This is a genomic window from Candidimonas sp. SYP-B2681 (genome assembly GCF_003971065.1).
In the GTDB taxonomy this organism is placed as follows: Bacteria; Pseudomonadota; Gammaproteobacteria; order Burkholderiales; family Burkholderiaceae_B; genus Pollutimonas.
In genome coordinates, this window is sequence record NZ_RYDV01000004.1 from 285,256 (window position 1) to 303,458 (window position 18,203).

At 55.9% G+C, this 18,203-nt stretch carries 17 protein-coding genes; 7 read left to right on the forward strand and 10 right to left on the reverse strand.

The features are described from left to right. Positions 1–20 precede the first annotated feature (20 nt). Positions 21–515 (reverse strand): nucleoside 2-deoxyribosyltransferase, encoded by a 495-nt coding sequence (locus EKL30_RS10815; RefSeq protein ID WP_126707235.1) that lies wholly within the window; start codon positions 513–515, stop codon positions 21–23. Between the two features lie 10 nt (positions 516–525). Beyond that, on the reverse strand, positions 526–1,977 hold the full coding sequence (locus tag EKL30_RS10820; protein ID WP_370246260.1) for an AMP nucleosidase: 1,452 nt from the start codon (positions 1,975–1,977) through the stop codon (positions 526–528). 196 nt (positions 1,978–2,173) lie between these two features. Here EKL30_RS10820 and EKL30_RS10825 point away from each other — a divergent pair, with 196 nt between their 5' ends. After that, complete coding sequence (locus EKL30_RS10825) at positions 2,174–3,118, forward strand: AEC family transporter (protein ID WP_126707237.1); 945 nt, start codon at positions 2,174–2,176, stop codon at positions 3,116–3,118. Between the two features lie 27 nt (positions 3,119–3,145). Here EKL30_RS10825 and EKL30_RS10830 read toward each other — a convergent pair whose 3' ends face one another. Together EKL30_RS10830 and EKL30_RS10835 are read right to left on the reverse strand one after the other, a co-directional pair. Further along, positions 3,146–3,877 (reverse strand): ABC transporter substrate-binding protein, encoded by a 732-nt coding sequence (locus EKL30_RS10830; protein ID WP_126707238.1) that lies wholly within the window; start codon positions 3,875–3,877, stop codon positions 3,146–3,148. A 15-nt stretch (positions 3,878–3,892) separates the two neighbouring features. Next, positions 3,893–4,180: a 4a-hydroxytetrahydrobiopterin dehydratase gene (locus EKL30_RS10835; RefSeq protein WP_126707239.1), complete on the reverse strand. Its 288-nt coding sequence runs from the start codon at positions 4,178–4,180 to the stop codon at positions 3,893–3,895. 327 nt (positions 4,181–4,507) lie between these two features. On the opposite strand from EKL30_RS10835, the gene EKL30_RS10840 reads away from it, so the two are divergent. Further along, positions 4,508–6,667 carry a malate synthase G gene (locus tag EKL30_RS10840; protein WP_126707240.1) on the forward strand — a complete coding sequence of 720 codons (2,160 nt, stop codon included), beginning with the start codon at positions 4,508–4,510 and terminating at the stop codon, positions 6,665–6,667. A 58-nt stretch (positions 6,668–6,725) separates the two neighbouring features. On the opposite strand, the gene EKL30_RS10845 is transcribed toward EKL30_RS10840, so the two are convergent. The 3 genes from EKL30_RS10845 to EKL30_RS10855 form a co-directional block, all read right to left on the reverse strand. After that, positions 6,726–7,433, reverse strand: a complete 708-nt coding sequence (locus EKL30_RS10845) for a GntR family transcriptional regulator (protein WP_126707241.1) — start codon at positions 7,431–7,433, stop codon at positions 6,726–6,728. A 64-nt stretch (positions 7,434–7,497) separates the two neighbouring features. Then, positions 7,498–8,688 (reverse strand): acetylornithine transaminase, encoded by a 1,191-nt coding sequence (locus EKL30_RS10850; RefSeq protein ID WP_126707242.1) that lies wholly within the window; start codon positions 8,686–8,688, stop codon positions 7,498–7,500. Between the two features lie 69 nt (positions 8,689–8,757). After that, positions 8,758–9,642, reverse strand: a complete 885-nt coding sequence (locus tag EKL30_RS10855; protein WP_126707243.1) for an EamA family transporter — start codon at positions 9,640–9,642, stop codon at positions 8,758–8,760. Positions 9,643–9,731: 89 nt separating this feature from the next. Between EKL30_RS10855 and EKL30_RS10860 the strand changes: the two genes are divergently transcribed. Next, entirely contained in the window at positions 9,732–10,604 is an 873-nt protein-coding gene (locus tag EKL30_RS10860) for an MOSC domain-containing protein (protein ID WP_126707244.1), read from the forward strand. Between the two features lie 9 nt (positions 10,605–10,613). Here the strand turns inward: EKL30_RS10860 and EKL30_RS10865 are convergent, their stop codons facing one another. The 3 genes from EKL30_RS10865 to dinB all read right to left on the reverse strand — a co-directional run bounded on the left by EKL30_RS10865 (position 10,614) and on the right by dinB (position 13,524). Then, positions 10,614–11,273: an amino acid ABC transporter permease gene (locus EKL30_RS10865; protein ID WP_126707245.1), complete on the reverse strand. Its 660-nt coding sequence runs from the start codon at positions 11,271–11,273 to the stop codon at positions 10,614–10,616. Positions 11,274–11,276: 3 nt separating this feature from the next. Then, the gene (locus tag EKL30_RS10870; RefSeq protein ID WP_126707246.1) at positions 11,277–12,086 is read right to left on the reverse strand and encodes a transporter substrate-binding domain-containing protein; all 810 of its coding nucleotides are present in this window, start codon (positions 12,084–12,086) and stop codon (positions 11,277–11,279) included. A gap of 259 nt (positions 12,087–12,345) precedes the next feature. Further along, complete coding sequence (gene dinB / locus EKL30_RS10875) at positions 12,346–13,524, reverse strand: DNA polymerase IV (protein ID WP_126707247.1); 1,179 nt, start codon at positions 13,522–13,524, stop codon at positions 12,346–12,348. 226 nt (positions 13,525–13,750) lie between these two features. Between dinB and yfcF the strand changes: the two genes are divergently transcribed. From yfcF to EKL30_RS10900, 4 genes are all read left to right on the forward strand, one after another. Beyond that, positions 13,751–14,395, forward strand: coding sequence for a glutathione transferase (gene yfcF, locus EKL30_RS10880; protein ID WP_126707248.1), 645 nt, complete (start codon positions 13,751–13,753; stop codon positions 14,393–14,395). A gap of 85 nt (positions 14,396–14,480) precedes the next feature. Next, positions 14,481–15,164 (forward strand): DNA-3-methyladenine glycosylase I, encoded by a 684-nt coding sequence (locus EKL30_RS10890; protein WP_126707249.1) that lies wholly within the window; start codon positions 14,481–14,483, stop codon positions 15,162–15,164. Between the two features lie 88 nt (positions 15,165–15,252). After that, on the forward strand, positions 15,253–17,169 hold the full coding sequence (locus tag EKL30_RS10895; protein ID WP_126707250.1) for a diguanylate cyclase: 1,917 nt from the start codon (positions 15,253–15,255) through the stop codon (positions 17,167–17,169). Between the two features lie 139 nt (positions 17,170–17,308). Then, positions 17,309–18,031: a TerC family protein gene (locus tag EKL30_RS10900; protein WP_126707251.1), complete on the forward strand. Its 723-nt coding sequence runs from the start codon at positions 17,309–17,311 to the stop codon at positions 18,029–18,031. Positions 18,032–18,203 lie beyond the last annotated feature (172 nt).

Below are 18,203 nucleotides of genomic sequence, written 5' to 3' on the forward strand. Positions count from 1 at the left end.
GTGCCGGCCCGGCGGGCCGGCTACATCGAATCTATGTGTTGTAAACAGTCTTCTGCAGAGCCCACGATAACGTGGGCACTGCAGGCGATCATCAAGTTCAGATTCAAACCAAAATCCTCTACCGTGTAGCCCTGGTTATCGACATAGCTTCGTGTACCCGGCGCCTTATGCACGGCATGCTGTGCCACCAATGACCGTTCCTGGTCGGTATAAACCCACACCGACTTGTTCAGGGCCGTCGCATACCCTACCTCGAAGACAGTACCGGAATCGGGCTCGGCGCCCCGAAAGGCGTTCATGTTGGCCATAAGAATGTCGGACTGTTCGATGAGCGCGATATTGGACCGGTATATCCAGCGCGCCAGATCCAGGGATGTCAGGTTGCGGGGCGGAGAATTATCGAGGGGATAGAGACCTTGGAAGCCATATTTTTCACAAAGGGTTTTCAGTTGTTCGCCGTATTGCTGTGCATCCGGGCGAAATACATCAAACCCCGCCAGATAGATCTTTTTCATGGCGTATCCCCTACTTGAAGGCCGTTTCAATGAAGCTGCGCAGTTTGCGCGAATGCAATCGTTCGCGCGGCATGTCGCGCAAGTTTTCCAGCGCGCGGATTCCGATATGCAGATGCTGGTTGACCTGTGTGCGATAAAAATCGCTTGCCATTCCGGGCAATTTCAATTCACCGTGCAGCGGCTTGTCGGATACGCAGAGCAAGGTGCCATAGGGCACCCGAAATCGAAAGCCGTTGGCCGCGATGGTGGCGGACTCCATGTCCAGGGCAATGGCACGCGATTGCGATAAGCGTTGTACCGGTTCGCGGTGGTCGCGCAATTCCCAATTGCGATTGTCGATGGTGGCTACCGTACCTGTGCGCATAATTTTTTTCAGCTCCCATCCCGACAGGCCTGCGACCTCGGCCACCGCCTGTTCCAGTGCAACTTGTATTTCCGCCAAGGGTGGAACTGGAACCCAACTGGGCAAGTCGTCATCCAGCACGTGATCCTGGCGCACGTAGCCATGGGCCAGCACATAGTCACCCAGGCGCTGGGTGGTGCGCAGACCAGCGCAATGGCCAAGCATAAGCCATGCCGACGGGCGCAGCACGGCTACGTGGTCGGTAATTGTCTTGGCGTTGGAGGGGCCAATTCCAATGTTGATCAAGGTAATACCCATATGCTTGTCGCGCACCAGATGATACGAGGGCATTTGCGGTATGCGGCTTAGCGGCAGTCCCGACCGTTCCGCATCGGGCCCAGGACCGGTAATGATGTTGCCGGGCTCGACCAATGCGGTGTAGCCGCCTTCGCCCGAGGCGAGTGTTTCTTTGGCCCACTGACAAAATTCGTCGATGTAAAACTGGTAGTTGGTAAACAGAACGAAATTCTGAAAATGCTTTGGTGCCGTGGCGGTGTAGTGTTGCAAGCGATGCAGTGAAAAGTCGACGCGCGGCGCAGTAAAAGGCGCCAAAGGCAAGGGTTCACCTGGCCTTCCGTGCCAAGTTCCGTTGACAATGGCGTCGTCGGTAACCGCCAGATCGGGCACATCGAAATGGTCGCGTAAGGAATCCCCCACGTTGTCCGAGTACACCCCTTCAACGTATTGCCCATCGACAAAGGAAAAGTGCAGCGGTATGGGCATGTCGGATTCGCCGATTTCTATCGGGACGCCATGGTTCTTGATCAACAGACCCAATTGTTCAAGCAAATAGTCAAAATACAGCCCGGGCTGCGTAATGGTTGTCATGTAGGTGCCCGGCTCTACCACGTGGCCATACGACAGACGGCTGTCCACCCCCTGATAGGTGTCGACCTTGATGCGTATGGCGGGGTAGTAGGCGCGCACACGCTGCCGGCGCGTGAAATTTCCCTTGGCGTATTCAGCAAACGCATCACGGATAAAGGCGGTGTTCCTGGCGTAGATTTCGACCAGACGTTCGACCGCCGCGCGTGCATCCATGTAGCCCATAAACGGCATCACCGGGGGTAAAAGGGTCGGAGAGCCGGAATTCGAATTATCAAACATGTATGGCCACCAAACAAAATAACAGTATAGAAACGCACTATGCCACGAGATTCCCAAGACGGGCCCCATTCACGATAATACCTAACGTCCATCACAATTTTTTGCTTTAATACGCCACATCCGAATCAACTCCCCTTCTGGATTCTCCGTGAGCGTCATCATCAATGCTGTATTTCCGCTCTTTGCGTTGATTTTGATCGGCTACGTCAGCGGGCGCAGGCGGCTTCTAGGCCCGAGCGCCGTTGACAGCCTAAACAAATTTGTGGTCTGGATGGCGCTGCCAGCCCTGTTGTTTCAGGCCATGGCACAAATCACATGGGAACAAATCAACCAGCCCGGCTACGTGGCGGCTTCAGGGCTGGCGATAGCCGCAGTATTCGGTGTCTCGTATGCACTGGACCGCCGCCGGCGCGGACGCCTTGCCGATGCAAGCATAGAGGGGCTGGCAGCGTCTTACTCGAATGCTGGTTTCATGGGCATACCGTTGTGCCTGATGGTGTTTGGGCCCGACAGCTTGCCCGCTGTGATCATTGCAACCCTACTGACCGCCTGTGTCTTGTTTGCGTTTTCCATTGTGTTGATAGAAATCGACCTGCTAGGGTCGCGCAGCCTGCTAAAAACTACGCGCAAAGTCGCACTGTCTTTGCTGAAGAACCCACTGGTTGCCGCGCCCGTGCTTGGGCTGGCGGTAGCCGCCACGCAACTGCCCCTGCCGTATGCTGTGGTCCAGTTTACGACGTTGCTGGGAGCCGCAGCGAGCCCATGCGCACTGGTCACCATAGGGCTGTTCCTTGCGCAGGGCGAGCCCGCCGAACACCATGGTGCTGTCTGGCGGATTGTGCTGCTCAAGCTCTTTCTGCACCCCATGGTCGCTTTCGTGCTGGTGCGCTGGGTGTTCGATATGCCGCCGCTGTGGGCCGCTACTGCCGTCTTGCTGGCCGCCCTGCCTGTAGGCACAGGCCCCTTCATGCTGGCCAAGCTTTATGAGCGTGAGCCGGCGGTAACGTCGCGCGCTATATTGATCTCGACGGTATTGTCGTTAGTAACGGTTTCTGGACTGGTCGCCTGGATAGGGGAGCCCGCCATACGCTAAGCCCTCCCGCTATCGCAGTACTAGCGCCTAAGGTGCCACGGTGGCGTCGGACTGACCGCTACGTTCGAGCGCCGCGGCCACAAAGCCGCTGGATTTCATATCCTTGATAAAGTCTTGCAGATATTCAAGCCCAGCCTTGCGCCCTTTGGGCGTAGCCATGGCCTGCTCGATTGCCGTAAAGCGCCCATCGATGACGCGCAGCGCGCCGTTGCGAGCCGCATACGCTTCCAGAGGTTGCCTGACACCGGCGGCCGCATCCAGCGCCTGATCGATAAATAGCTCGATGGCGGCGGCGGACGTGTCAGCGCGTACGATCTGCGCATGTTGCAGGCTGCGGCTTAAGAACAGATCATAGGCGGCGCCCTTGCCCACGGCGATGCGCATGCCCGGCTGGTCCAGCTGTTCCACCGTTTGCAAGGCAGAATCGTGGCGAACCAGATAGGTGCCCTCGATTTCGACGTAGGGCTTTGTGAACAAAAGTTTCTCGGCCCGCAGCGGATCGATCGCCATGAACGCGATGTCCCATGCATTGCTTTCGGCGTCGGCGAACACTTTGCCGGCACCGTCGTAGGTAATAAATTTCACAGGCACGTCTAGCCGGCGCGCCAGTTCGTTGGCGAGATCGGCCGAGACGCCCATAGGCACCCGAGTCTGTGGATGCGCCTGCGCAATGACCGGGTTACCAAAATTAATAGCAACACGTAATGTGCCATGAGGCGCCAGATCGTCAATTGCCGTTTTACTTTTGATTTTTTGCATGCGAATCCTGAATACTTACTCGAGTTGGTCCATGAACAAGGCCAGGGCGACATCACGTTCAGTAACGCCCTTGGCATCGTGGGTAGTAAGGGTCACGCTTACCCGGTTATAAACGTTGGTCCATTCGGGGTGATGATCGAGCTTTTCTGCTTGCATGGCGACGCAAGTCATGAAGCCAAAGGCCTCGTTGAAGTTCTTGAAGATGAAGCTTTTATGGATGGCGTCGCGCCCAGCCGTAGCCGACCAGCCTTCCAACAGCAGCAATGCCGAGGGCGCGCCGATCAGTTTCACTTGGTTTTTCATGATCTGTCCTTTGTCATGGATAGGCCAATAAGGAAAACACATAGTTCAGGGCGGCCCGATTCAGCATGGTATCCGGCATATCCCTTGACAACAACAAGTACCTCTAAACATCCAATCAGGCGCTATTCAATAATGATTTGGTACTTTAAGTATCAAGTCATTTGACTTTGGGTGTTGTTGAGTCCTTGTACGCTACAGGCCATAATAGGTGCGCGCCCTAATCACAGTCTACTCGCTCCAGGTTACAAAGCCTATACACGACGGCATCGATGTCTGGCCGGAGCGAAGCTCATTCCATTTTTTTGCTTAACCTTACCAGGACCTGCCATGACCAATAGAACAGCATGCAAGCGGCTGAAAGTTGCTACCGAACTTCACCAATTTGTCGAGCGTGACGCATTGCCCGGCACCGGCGTCGCTTCCGATGCGTTCTGGTCTGGGTTCGATAAACTCGTTCACGACCTGGCCCCCGAAAACCGGCAACTTCTGGCCGAGCGCGACCGCTTGCAAGGGGAACTCGACAACTGGTATCGCCAGAATCCCGGCCCCGTTGCCGACCACGCCGCCTACCAGGCCTTCTTGCGCCAGATCGGGTATTTGCAAGAGGTTCCAGCCAGCGTCCAAATCAAGACCAGTAAGGTTGACGTTGAAATTACCCAGCAAGCTGGGCCTCAGTTGGTGGTGCCCATCACGAACGCCCGTTATGCCCTGAATGCGGCTAACGCGCGCTGGGGCAGTCTTTACGATGCCCTGTACGGCACCGATGCTATTTCGGAAGCCGACGGCGCTACCCGTGCCGGGGGCTACAACCCGCAGCGCGGCACCAAGGTCATCGCCTTTGCCCGCCGGTTTCTGGACGAAAGCATCCCGCTGGCGCAAGGCTGGCATAGCGACGCCACGGCTTACGTTGTCGACCAAGGCAAGCTGCAAATAAGCCTCGAAGGCGGCCAGCAAACCAGCCTGGCACAACCAGAACTGTTTCTGGGGTATCGCGGCGAGCCCTCGGCTCCGCAAGCCCTGGTGTTCCAGCACAACGGCCTACACTTCGAAATACAAATCGACAAGTCCCATCCCATCGGCGCACAAGACAAAGCCGGCATCAAAGACGTGTTGATGGAATCCGCACTGACCACCATCATGGACTGCGAAGATTCCATCGCTGCGGTCGATGCCCAAGATAAAGTCACGGCCTACCGCAACTGGCTAGGTCTCATGAACGGCACCCTGGTCGAAGAGGTTTCCAAAGGCGGCAAAACCTTCACTCGCCGCTTGAATCCCGACCGCAGCTACACCGATACCAAGGGCGAGACCCGCAAGCTCCATGGCCGCTCGCTCATGCTGATCCGCAACGTCGGCCATCTTATGACCAACCCGGCCGTCCTCGACGAGCAAGGCCAAGAAGTACACGAAGGCATACTCGACGCGGTCTTTACGTCGCTAATTGCCATGCACGACCTTCAAAGGGGCGGAAACTCGCGTGCCGGTTCCATCTACATTGTTAAGCCGAAAATGCATGGCCCGGCCGAAGTGGCCTTTGCCAGCAAACTGTTCGCTCGCACAGAAGCGCTGCTGGGCCTGGCGCCCAACACGCTGAAAATGGGCATCATGGATGAAGAGCGGCGCACCAGCACCAACCTGAAGGCCTGCATCGCCCAAGCTCACGAACGGGTTGCCTTCATCAACACCGGCTTCCTGGATCGCACCGGCGACGAAATGCACACCTCGATGGAGGCAGGTCCCATGGTGCGCAAAGGCGACATGAAACGCAGTGTATGGATCGACGCTTACGAGCGAAATAACGTGCAGGTAGGCTTGGAATGCGGTCTGCGTGGACAAGCCCAGATCGGCAAGGGAATGTGGGCCATGCCCGACCTCATGGCCGACATGCTGGTCCAGAAAATCGGCCACCTTAAGGCCGGCGGCAACACTGCGTGGGTACCGTCGCCTACAGCAGCCACGCTGCACGCCCTGCACTACCATCAAGTCGATGTGCAGGAAATCCAGCGCGGTATGGAAGGCAAAAGCGAGCCATTGCTCGACAAGATCCTTACCGTACCCGTGGCAACCGACACCAACTGGTCGGCGCAGGAAATCCAGGAAGAACTCGACAACAATGCACAGGGCATTCTTGGCTACGTCGTGCGCTGGATCGATCAGGGCATCGGTTGTTCGAAGGTGCCCGATATCCACAACGTGGGCCTGATGGAAGACCGCGCCACCTTGCGGATTTCCAGCCAGCACATGGCAAACTGGCTGCGCCACAATATTGTCAGTAAAGACCAGGTAACCGAAACCATGCAGCGTATGGCCGCGGTCGTCGATAGCCAGAACGCCGGCGACCCGGCCTACCGTCCCATGGCCGGCGACTTTGAAACGTCGGCCGCCTATCAGGCCGCCTGCGACCTGGTATTCAAAGGTCTGGAACAGCCCAATGGCTATACCGAGCCCTTGTTGCACAAGTGGCGCCAGGTGGTCAAAGCGGGCTAGTAAAAAAAGCGTGATCAACGTATCAACACGTTGATCACGCCTTCCGATGCCGGCCAGCTTAAGGGCCGGTGAAGTATTGCGGGTGTTCCAGACGTATCTGTTCTGCGTATTCCAGCGTTCCCGAAAGATGATTGCGCAGACTATCCTGGGCATCGGCGGCGTTGCCGCTTTCTATGGCGGCAATAATCCGGCGGTGGTCGTTAACAATGCGGTCAAGCTTGCCGCTGGCCGGCAAATGAAGCCGGCGCAAACGGTCGATATGGCCACTACGGCTGCGCACCAGTGTCCATAGGGCTTCCCTGCCCACTGCTCTGTACATGCAACGATGAAAGGCCTGGTCGGCTTCGGTAAAGCCATCGAGGTCAGGCTTATCGCGCAATAACTCTTGTTGCTGCAGCAACGACTTTAGTTCGATGACCAGGCCCGCAGCGTCAGCGAGCGCCAGTTCGCGCACTATTTCAAGCTCGATTGCGCGTCGCAGAAAATGCGTCTCTTGGGCAAAGCGGATGTCAATCAAACTGACCCGGGTCGCGGCCTGCGGAAATACATCGACCAGCCGTTCTTCCGTTAACTTTAGCAGCGCCTCGCGCACCGGGGTCTGGCTGACGTTGAATTCCCCCGATAACTGCACGCGCGACAGGGGTGCGCCCGGCAGAAGTTCAAGGGACACGATCTGGGCCCTGAGCAGTTCATACAGCTGCGGCGCCGCATGGCGACCGCGGTCCAGCTCTATTTGCGGCTTCATGGCTTGGGCCTGTGGATTCATAAGCTTTCCGCCGCCGCTGACGCGCTGTGTGCAGCGCCGCAACGGCGTCCGTAATATGCTTTGGTCAGCGGCGAACCTGGCTTATCACTTCGTCCAAGCGTTCAAGCATCAGTTCGACCTCTTCAGCCGTCACATTCAGGGCCGGCATAAAGCGCAACAGATTGGGTCTGGGGGCGTTTAACAGCATGCCTTCCGGCGCCCAGTCTCTGGCGGTTTCGACGATCGCCGCACCATCGTCGCGATCGAGAATCAGGGCGCGCAACAGGCCCTGGCCTCGTTCGCCCTTCATTCCCCATTTTGCCGACAGAGCCAGCAAGCCTTCGGACAATTGAGTGGAGCGGACGTTGACAGATTCCATAAAGCCGTCGGCCGTCAAGGCGTCAAAGACAGCAACGCCTGCGGCGGTCATGAGGGGATTACCGTTATAGGTGCCGCCCTGGTCGCCGTGATCGAAGCAGGACACGCTTTCGCGTGCGCACAAGGCGGCCAAGGGAACCCCGGCCCCTATGCCCTTGCCCAGCGTCATGATGTCCGGCGTGATGCCTGAGTGTTCGTAGGCAAACAGCTTGCCAGTACGACCCATGCCGGTTTGCACTTCATCGACAATCAGCAGCAGGCCATGTTGGTCGGCCAGCGCGCGCAGTGCCTGCATGAATTCCGGACTTGCCGGAATGACGCCGGCTTCGCCTTGAACAGGTTCCAGCATGATGGCAACGGTCTGGTCGTCGATCAGGGCCCGAACGGATTCCAGATCATTAAGATGGGCCTTCGGAAAGCCATCCACTTGCGGCGCGAATATTTTGTCCCAACCCGGCTTGCCCGATGCCGACATCGTCGCCAATGTGCGGCCGTGAAAGCTATGGTCGAATGTGATGATCTTGAAGGCGCCCTTGCGATTCAGGCGGCCCCATTTCCGTGCCAGTTTGATGGCGCCTTCGTTGGCTTCCGCGCCGCTATTGGCAAAAAAGACGCGATCAAAACATGAAGCACCCGTCAAGCGTTTGGCGAGCTCCATCGAGGGCACATTATAAAACGCAGGAGAAGGGTTGATCAGGAGGGTGGACTGCTCGTTGATGGCCTCGACGACATCCGGCGGACAGTGACCCAGACAGTTGACCGCCCACCCCTGGATGAAGTCCAGGTAGCGCTTGCCATTATGGTCTTCCAGCCATGAGCCCTGCCCACGTACAAACACCAGCTCGGGACGCGAAGTGATTTCCATTAGCGCGTTCACACCCGACCGATCAAATTTCATGTTGGCATCCTGTATTTAAAAGAAGGGATCGCAGTAAATGCTGCGAAGCGCAAATTTTAACGCAGTCGTCTAACTTGCAGGGCGCCAGCGCTTCCATACCTGTAAGCCGAACACGTTAATGGTCAAGCCTAGCATGACCACCACGCCTCCCAGCCATTGAACCGGCTCTAGGCGCTCGTTTAGAAACCACGCGGAGGACAGCAAGCCGACGACAGGCACCAAAAGGCTGAGGGGTGCAACTTTACTGGCGGGATGGTTACTTAACAAGCGGCCCCAAAGTACGTAGCCGACTATCGTTGCAACAATTGCGAGATAAAAGACGGCCAGCACGCCGACATAGGTCACATCATTGAGACTGGCTTGTATTCTTGCAGGACCTTCAAATATCCACGACAACAAGAAAAAAGGCAGTGGGGGAACGAGCGCCCCCCATACCACCAGGGCCAGCATATCGATGCTACCAGTGCCTTTTGTCACGATATTTCCCGCTGCCCAGCTCAGGGCAGCCAGCAAGGTCAGCACTAGACCCAGCACCGGCACACTGCCGGGCGTCGCACCCTGCGCGATAAACGCCAGCCCCAGAACCCCTATGGCAATCCCAATCACATTATGAGGACGAACCCGCTCGCCAAGAAAAAGGGCGGCCATCAAGACGGTGAAGAAAGCCTGCGCCTGGAGCACCAGCGAGGCCAGCCCGGCGGGCATACCCACATACATGGCGGTAAAAAGAAATACAAACTGGCCCAGACTGATGGTTGCGCCATACAAGATGATGGTGCGCCACGGCAAGGCGGGTCGCTTGATGAAGAAGACGGCGGGAATAGCCACCAGAGAAAAACGCAGGGCGCCCAGCAGCAATGGCGGAATCTCGGTCAGGCCCTGCTTGATGACGACAAAATTCAAACCCCAGGCAATGATGACCACCATGGCAGCCAGCCAGTCTTTCACAGGCATAAATGAACCCTTCAACGACAATTCTCGCGAAGGAGCTATTATGCGCCTGATGTATCCCGATTCGGGCAGGCACTCTTAGCGATACGATCATGACTATCACCATTCTCAGTTTGCATAGCTACCCGGTCAAATCATGCGCCGGCCTTACTCATGGCGAGATCGGCGTATCCGAAGCCGGCTTGAGCCAGGACCGGCAATGGGTAATCGTAAACCGGCAGGGCGTCTTCCTGACTCAACGCCAACTCCCCAGAATGGCGCTGATCCAGCCGGCTGTAGCGAACGACACGTTAACGTTGACCGCTCCAGGCATGGGGCAAATATCCATAAGCGCGACGACCGACACTGTCCCTACGCCCCCTGTTTCCGTACGCATCTGGAGCAGCGACACATCGGGCCAGGATGAAGGCGACGAGGTCGCACAATGGCTTACTGAATTCCTTGGTACCCCCTGCCGCCTATTGCGAGTGCATCCTTTAGCCGAGCGTATCGCCAGCCCGCAGCACGTGAATGCATGGCGCCGCGAAAATCAGGAACGCGCGCCCGACTTTCCGGCCCGCCATCAGTTTGGTTTTGCCGATGGTTTCCCATTTCTGGTGGCAAACCAGGGCTCGCTGGACGAACTGAACCGTCAATTACAGACCAAAGGCGAAGCTGCGGTCCCTATGAACCGTTTCCGACCCAATATCGTGCTGCAGGGCCTGGACGCTTACGAAGAGGACTACATCGCCAGCCTGCGTATAGGAAAGTTGGTTTTTGGCCTGGTAAAGCGGTGCGCACGGTGCCCGATTCCCAATATCGATCAATCCACGGCCGTAGCCGCCGCGGAGCCCGGCTTTACGCTGGCTGCGAAGCGCCGGTTCCCCGAGGGTGTGTTGTTTGGGGTCAATGCCGTGGTGTCTGGCGCCAGCATGGGCACTTACCTCCGTGCCGGCGACCCGGTCGACGTCGACCTAAGCATTTAACTGTTTTGCTCAGGCCGCCTGGGCGCGGCCGAAATGTCGCTCCAGGCGACGCTGCACGTGCTCGAGGCACAAACTTAATACCCAGTAAATGCCGGCGGCAGCCAGATACAGTGGCAGCGGCTGGAACGTTGTGGCGATGACGTCTTTGGTGGCCAGCAACAGTTCAGTAACCGTGATGACCGACACCAGCGAGGTGTCTTTGATCAAACTGATCAGGGTGTTGCTCATGGATGGCACTGCCAGGCGCAAGGCCTGGGGCATCACCACGTAGTACAGATTTTGACGATAGGTCAGCCCAAGGCTGTATCCAGCCGACCACTGGCCACGTGAAATCCCCAAAATGGCACCACGCAAGCTTTCAGAGATATAGGCACCGGCATTCAGGCTCAAGGCCAGCACGCCTGCGGTCAAGGGCTCAAATGAAATGCCAATGCTGGGCAGCCCATAATAAATAATGAAGACTTGCACCAGCAAGGGGGTGCCTCGCATCATGCTGACATAAAGCGTCGCCGGCACACGGCACCATCGGCTGGGCAGGATGCGCGCAACGGCCAGTACGAAACCTACCAGCAATCCACCGAACATGGCAGCAAAGGCAAAGACTAATGTGTAGCCCGTTCCCTTCAATAAGATGGGAGCAGCCAGTGCCAGCAGTTCGATTAAGTTCATTGTTTATGCGGGCTTTTGAACCTTGCTGACATCGATACCAAACCATTTGTCTGAAATTTTGGCGAACTCGCCGTTTTTAAATGCGTCCTCTAGCGCCTTGTCGACTGCTGCCTTGAACTTGGGATTGTCCTTTCTGAAAGGTATGCCATTAAATGCCGGCTCGCCCACGATGGCGCCACCCTTGATGGGAACATTCGAAGTCTTGATCAGATAAGCGGTCATTAGCTGGTCGTTAAGCGCCGCGTCGACCCGCCGGTTGACCAGATCCGACAGATATTCGGGGGCGCCTGGGTAGCTTTTTACTTCCACCCCTTTCTGAGCCTTCGCCAGCGCTTCGTAGTTGCTACCTTGGGAAACGCCCAGTTTCTTGCCCTTCAGGTCCGAGAAACTTTTGTACGGGCTGTCGTCATTTTTGCGCAGAATCAGTTGTGGACTAGACGCCACGTAAGGTATGGAAAAATCAAACGTCTTCTGGCGCTCGGGTGTGATGCCCACCTGATTCACAATAACGTCGAACTTGCCGGAGCTTAGGCCCGCCAGAATACCGCTCCATTCGGTCTTTACGAACTGGACCTTTACGCCCAATTTATCGGCAAGAAGCTTGGATACGTCGATATCGAAGCCATCCAGCTGTTGGGTTTTGGTATCGACAAAATTAAATGGTGGATAGGTGCCTTCGACTCCGACGATCAAGGTACCGCGTTCTTTCACCGTATCAAGCAGGTCGGCAGCGTGGGCGCCGCCCACGACCAAAGCGGCGAATGCCGTTACACCAGCGGCGAGCGCGCCGCGCATAACACGAGAGAGTTTCATTATTTTCTACCTGAAAGAGCGAGCAGATTAATAGACGGGCTGGCGCGGGGTTATGTGCTTCTGATTATCCGCCCGGCGCCATCATCCTATCAAGCTTTCCACCGATTTATAACGATAGGAAAGTTACTTATACATCACCAAAAGTAATATATCAATTGCAAAACGCGGTATTCCGTTATTAAGCTGACGTATCGTTAACACGTGGAGAAAATGTAAGAATCAACGCTGGCACCGGCCCGATGTAAAAGCCTGGAGCGGCTCAATAAAGTGTGAGCTGGCGAGGTTCCTGCAGCATCAAAGCCTCGGTGCCATCATCGCTGCTCGTTCGCAAACTACTAATGCGCACACCGAGCAATCGTATCTTGTGGTCGAGCGATATGCGCTTCAGGCATTGGCCCGCCGCCCGGTGAATCTGCGCCGCATCGGCCGTATGAGCCGGCAGAGTGATATCGCGCGTCACGGTTCGGAAATTGTTAAAACGCAGCTTGATACCTATGGTACGCCCGACATAACCCTTGCGGCGAAGGTCTGCTTCGAGCTGGCTGCATAAGCGCACAAAGACTTCGGACAATGCGGCCCGATCCCGTTGCACGTGCAAGTCGCGTTCGAAGGTCGTTTCCCGGCTAATGGATTTCGGTTCGGAAAACGTAACGACGCGACGTTCATCATGACCCAAAGCAACATCGATCAACCAACGCGCGTAGCTAAGGCCGAAATGCTGCTGCAACAGATCCGGTGGCGCGGCGGCCAGATGCGCAATGGTGAAGATGTTCAAGTTCGCCAGCCGTGCTTGCGCCTTGGGGCCGATGCCGTTGACTTTGCCCACCGGCAGCGGCCAGATGCGTCTCTGCAGATCGCCCGGACCAATAATCGTCAGGCCATTCGGTTTATCAAGGTCAGACGCAATCTTCGACAACAGCTTGTTTGGCGAAATACCAATGGAGCAGGAGAGGCCCGTGGCACCGGTCACAGCGTCCTTGATTCTTTGTGCCAGTGGCAACGTATCTTCTTCGGAATCGCTGAGGTCTATGTAGATTTCGTCAATGCCACGATCTTCGATACATGATGCCACGCTGGCTACCGCCGCCTTGAACAGGCGCGAATACTGGCGGTAGGCAGTGAAATCAACGGGTAACAGGATAGCTGCCGGCGCAAGCTGGGCGGCCTTCATCAAGCCCATTGCGGAAAACACACCGAGGGCACGTGCTTCGTAGGTAGATGTGGTGATAACGCCCCGACCGGTGTACCCGCGCAAACGGGAAAACACACGGGTGCCGTCCGGCATGGTTCGGGGCTGCGTGTCGTTACGACCGCCAATCACGACAGGCAAGCCGCGCAACTCTGGGTAGCGCAAAAGCTCGACCGATGCGTAGAAGGCATCCATATCCAGATGCGCGATACGACGCTGTGCGGCAGAAACGGATAACGATGGGTCCATGGCGGTCGGCTGTATAAATACACAGCAGATTATAGAGCACCCTGTCTCCACGGTTTTCGTGCACCGCAGCACTGCAAGAGCAATCGACTCCCGCCAACTGACCGCTTAGTAGGCGCTATCGCTGCAGCGTATTTCTATCTACACTCTTCTGACTGTCATGGCGTGACGTTGGGGCGGCTCCGACGCAGTGCCTGATCCGGTTTCATTCTGCTCTACAGGAATAGTCATGAGCCACGACCTGGTGTTATATAGCAATAGCGCGTTTTCCAGCCCTTACGTCCTGTCGGTCTATGCGGCTTTGCACGAGAAAGGCTTGCCCTTTGAAGTTAAGACTGTCGACCTTGATACGGGTGAGAATTTGACCGAAGACTTTGCTCGGCTTTCAATGACGTCCCGAATTCCCGCCCTGGTCGCTGGCGAATTTTCGCTTTCGGAGTCTTCGGCGATCATTGAATATCTGGAAGAAGCGTACCCCTACCCCGAATTTAAAACGGTATTCCCGTCTGACCTGCAACAACGGGCGCGCGCGCGGCAGATCCAGGCCTGGGTCCGCAGCGACATGGGTGCTTTGCGTGAAGAGCGGCCCACTACGGTCATCTATAGCCATAAGAATCCGCAGCCATTGTCGACGGCGGGGCAGCAGGCGGCGGCCAAGCTTTTGCACGTGGCAGACACGCTAATCGATGAAGACGCCAATTTCCTTTTTGGCGCCTGGAGCATCGCGGATGTGGACCTTTACGTCATGTTGAACCGTCTGTGCGCTAATGGTGATCCCGTTGCGCCAAAAATTCAGCGATACGTCGACCGACAAAGCGCACAACCTTACATTCAGGACTGGTGGTCCCTTGCCAGAGGCATAAGATCTATTTAACAGACATCTTTCTTACTTATGCCTTTACCTGGAAAAAAACAATGCAAATCGGAATGCTCAAACTCGCTGGCCTCAAAGGCGAACAATGCGCCAGCACACTCATGCAGGCGCTGAAGGCCGAAGGCAGAAGGCAGAAGCTGCTGCGGCGGCTGCGGCGGTTAAATTGACAAACTCCTTGGTCAAGCGATGCAGCTGGTGTACTGACGACCCGGTCTATATCGCCTATCACGATACTGAGTGGGGTGTACCTTCGCGCGATCCTCGGCACCTTTTTGAAATGCTGCTGCTCGAAGGTTTTCAGGCAGGGCTTTCCTGGATCACAGTACTAAAGAAACGTCCCCGCTTTCGCGAAGTCCTGTTCGATTTTGATCCCGAGAAGGTCGCCGCCATGGACGACGGCTACATCGACCAGCTTATGCAGGACCCCGGCATCATCCGCAATCGCCTGAAATTGAACTCATCAAGGCAGAATGCCAAAGCGTGGCTGCAACTGAATGACCCTGTCGAACTGATCTGGTCTTTCGTCGACGGCGCGCCAAAAATCAACCATAACCGGCAGCACACTGACGTCCCGGTCGTGGCCCCAGAGGCCGAAGTCATGAGCCGCACGTTGAAAAAGGCGGGCTTCAATTTTGTTGGTCCGACGATCTGTTATTCATACTTGCAGGCAATTGGCTGCATCATGGATCACACGACCGACTGCCATCGCTACGAGCCCCTTTCGTCCGTTTCAGCAAGTTCGCGCAGATTTACGAATACGGGCAAATAGCCTATATTCGACCTGATTGTCACGCATCCGACTGTACTGACTGACGCTTCTTCGCCCGCAAGGGTCCAATCATCGGTACCCTGCAAAAATGCCCGCTGCTTCCTTGCAAGACCATGCCCCAGCACCGCGAAGGTCGCGAAACCGCATCTTGGCTCAGTGGATGGCAGTGGCGTTGGCCTTGGTTTTCCTGGGCGGGGCCATTGGCGTCAACCTTTACCTTGATTACCAGCGAACCGCAACCCGCGAACGGGAAAGGCTTTCAACGCAGGCGCGGATCATTGCCGAAAATATGGAGTTGCAGCTGGCCACGGCAAACCGGGTACTCGAATCGTTGCTTAAGGATCTCTCGGTCTGGAAAGGCTCGTATGACAGAAACACCCACGTCAGCTTTATCAACGCCATGGCCAACGCCATGCCCGGGATACGCACCATTGGCATCCTCGATGCCGACGGGATCTTGATCGCGTCGAACAATATCGGCAATCTCGGCAACAACCTAAGCCATCGCAATTACTTTCGCACGGCAAAGCAACACCCAAATAAGCTGACCCTGTATGTTTCCGCCCCATTCAGAAGCGTATTAAGTGCCAGTGCAATCAACCTCACGCGCGCGGCGCTGGCGTCAGATGGCAAATTCGAGGGGGTGGTGTTCGCCACATTAAATACCCAGTATTTCGAGACGCTGATGCGCTCAGTGCTTTACACCGACGATATGTGGACGTCGCTTGTCCACCAAAGCGGCAAAGTTTTCGCCAGCATGCCCAACCATGAAAACGAACCGATCGATATCAGACTGTCCGCATTCGAAGCCTCATTGGTAAGTCACCAGCACAGCGGCCTGTCGGCCCCCGAACTGACGCCGGCTGACGGGCTCAATGGCGATACCCAGATGACGGCACAGCGTACCGTCCGGCCGTCTGCTCTCAATATGGATCAATCTCTCGCTGTCGCCGTCGGTCGGCCACTGGATCATGTATTTCGTTCCTGGAGGGCAAGCGCAATATTGCAATCCGGCCTTTTTGGGCTCATATCGCTGGTCACGATATTCAGCCTTTACGCCTATCAGCGCAAGCAACGGCAGTTCGACCGTAAAGAAGCGCAGGTCATTACCGCCTTGAGCGCCAGTGAAGAAAACTACCGGCTCATCGTCGAGAACACCAAGGATGTAGTGATGAAACTGAATGGCGACGGCCTGCATACCTATATCAACCCCGCCTACCGCCGGCTATATGGGCTGGAGCCAGACGACGTGCGCACGCGATACTACTGGGAAAATGTCATTCCGGAAGATAGATCTCTGGTCTATGAGCACTTTGAAAAGCTGTTCCATCCGCCCTACGCAACATCGGGTCGTCTCCGCGAATACACCACGGATGGCGTGCGCAGCATGGACTGGACCGCAGAGGCGCTACGCGATGCGCATGGCAAGATCACGGAAATCATTTGCATTGGGCGCGACGTGACTGAACATATCCAGCACATGAGCCGATTGAAGGAGCAGGCCGAACAAGACTTTCTGACTGGCCTTGCCAACCGGCGCCACTTCATGGAAATGGGCGCCACCGAACTGGCCCGGGCGCGGCGCTATAAACGACCCTTGTCGTTAGTGGCGTTCGACGTTGATCATTTCAAAAGAATTAACGACAACCATGGACATCCAGTAGGCGATGTGGTTCTACAGACCATCAGCAGAACTGTTCTAGAAGTACTTCGCGATGTCGACCTTGTGGGTCGAATGGGCGGCGAAGAATTCGCTATCCTTCTGCCAGAAACCGGGCTGGAGGCGGCAGTCGAGGTTGCCGAACGCGTACGAATCGCCATCAGCAATGCCCACGTGTCGCCGAAACCGGGTACCCAGCTCGTTTATACGATATCGCTTGGGGTCACCACGCTGGCAGACCATGACGATGATCTCAATGTCTTGCTGAAACGTGCCGATACAGCGCTGTATGAAGCCAAGCATTCCGGGCGAAACAAGGTCTGTACTGCGTTGTCATCGCTTTAGCGAGTATTTTTATCAAAAAAAATGGCGGATTACGCCGAGCTTACAAAAAGCTGAATTACAATTCCCCCTTACTTGCGCCTAAAAGTGGCGCGCGTTCGGATATATTTTTCCTGCCTTTGGGCAGGCAAGCGGAGGAAGGATGGTAGAGTTTTTTGAAATGCTTCACTGGGGAGCATTGTTTCAGATCATCATGATCGACATTTTGTTAGGGGGCGATAACGCTGTAGTGATCGCCCTGGCTTGCCGTAATCTCGAGCCAAAACAGCGGGTCAAAGGGATACTGTGGGGCACGGCCGGGGCGATTATCCTGCGCGTCGTCCTGATCGCCTTTGCGCTGACATTGCTTTCCATTCCCTTCATTAAAATTGTAGGCGGCCTGTTGTTGTTCTGGATCGGTGCCAAATTGCTGATACCCGAAGACAGTCACCACGACGGCATCAAGGCAAGCGGCTCGGTCATGGCAGCGGTTAAAACCATACTGATTGCCGATTTCGTCATGAGCCTGGATAACGTTATCGCGATTGCGGGCGCGGCCCAGAATACCCATTCCGATCACCAGCTTGGCTATGTCATCTTCGGTCTGGTGATCAGTGTACCTATCATCATTTGGGGTAGCACACTGGTGCTTAAGCTTATCGATCGCTTCCCCATCGTGGTTACGATCGGAGCAGCGTTGCTCGGATGGATCGCTGGCGGCATGTTGGTCACCGACGTCTTCGTTGTCAACCAACTTGGCCATGAAGTGTCGTCCACCGTCAAATTGGCCACCGAAATTGGCGGAGCGATATCGGTTGTACTGATCGGCAAATGGTTTGCAAGCCGCAAAACCGTTGCGATGGAGGAAGCGCAAAAAGCCGCTTAAGAAGAACAGGCCTTGCCCCGTAGGAAGGGCCTCGTCGGTTTCACCGATTTCGGTAAGCTGATCAATAACGCGTGAAAGTAACGGGCATGCTGTCTTCGTACAGCATGCCCGTAATCATGTGCCTTGCTGGTTAACGCCTGCAGCGTATCTGCAAACGCGAGCGCCCTGCCAT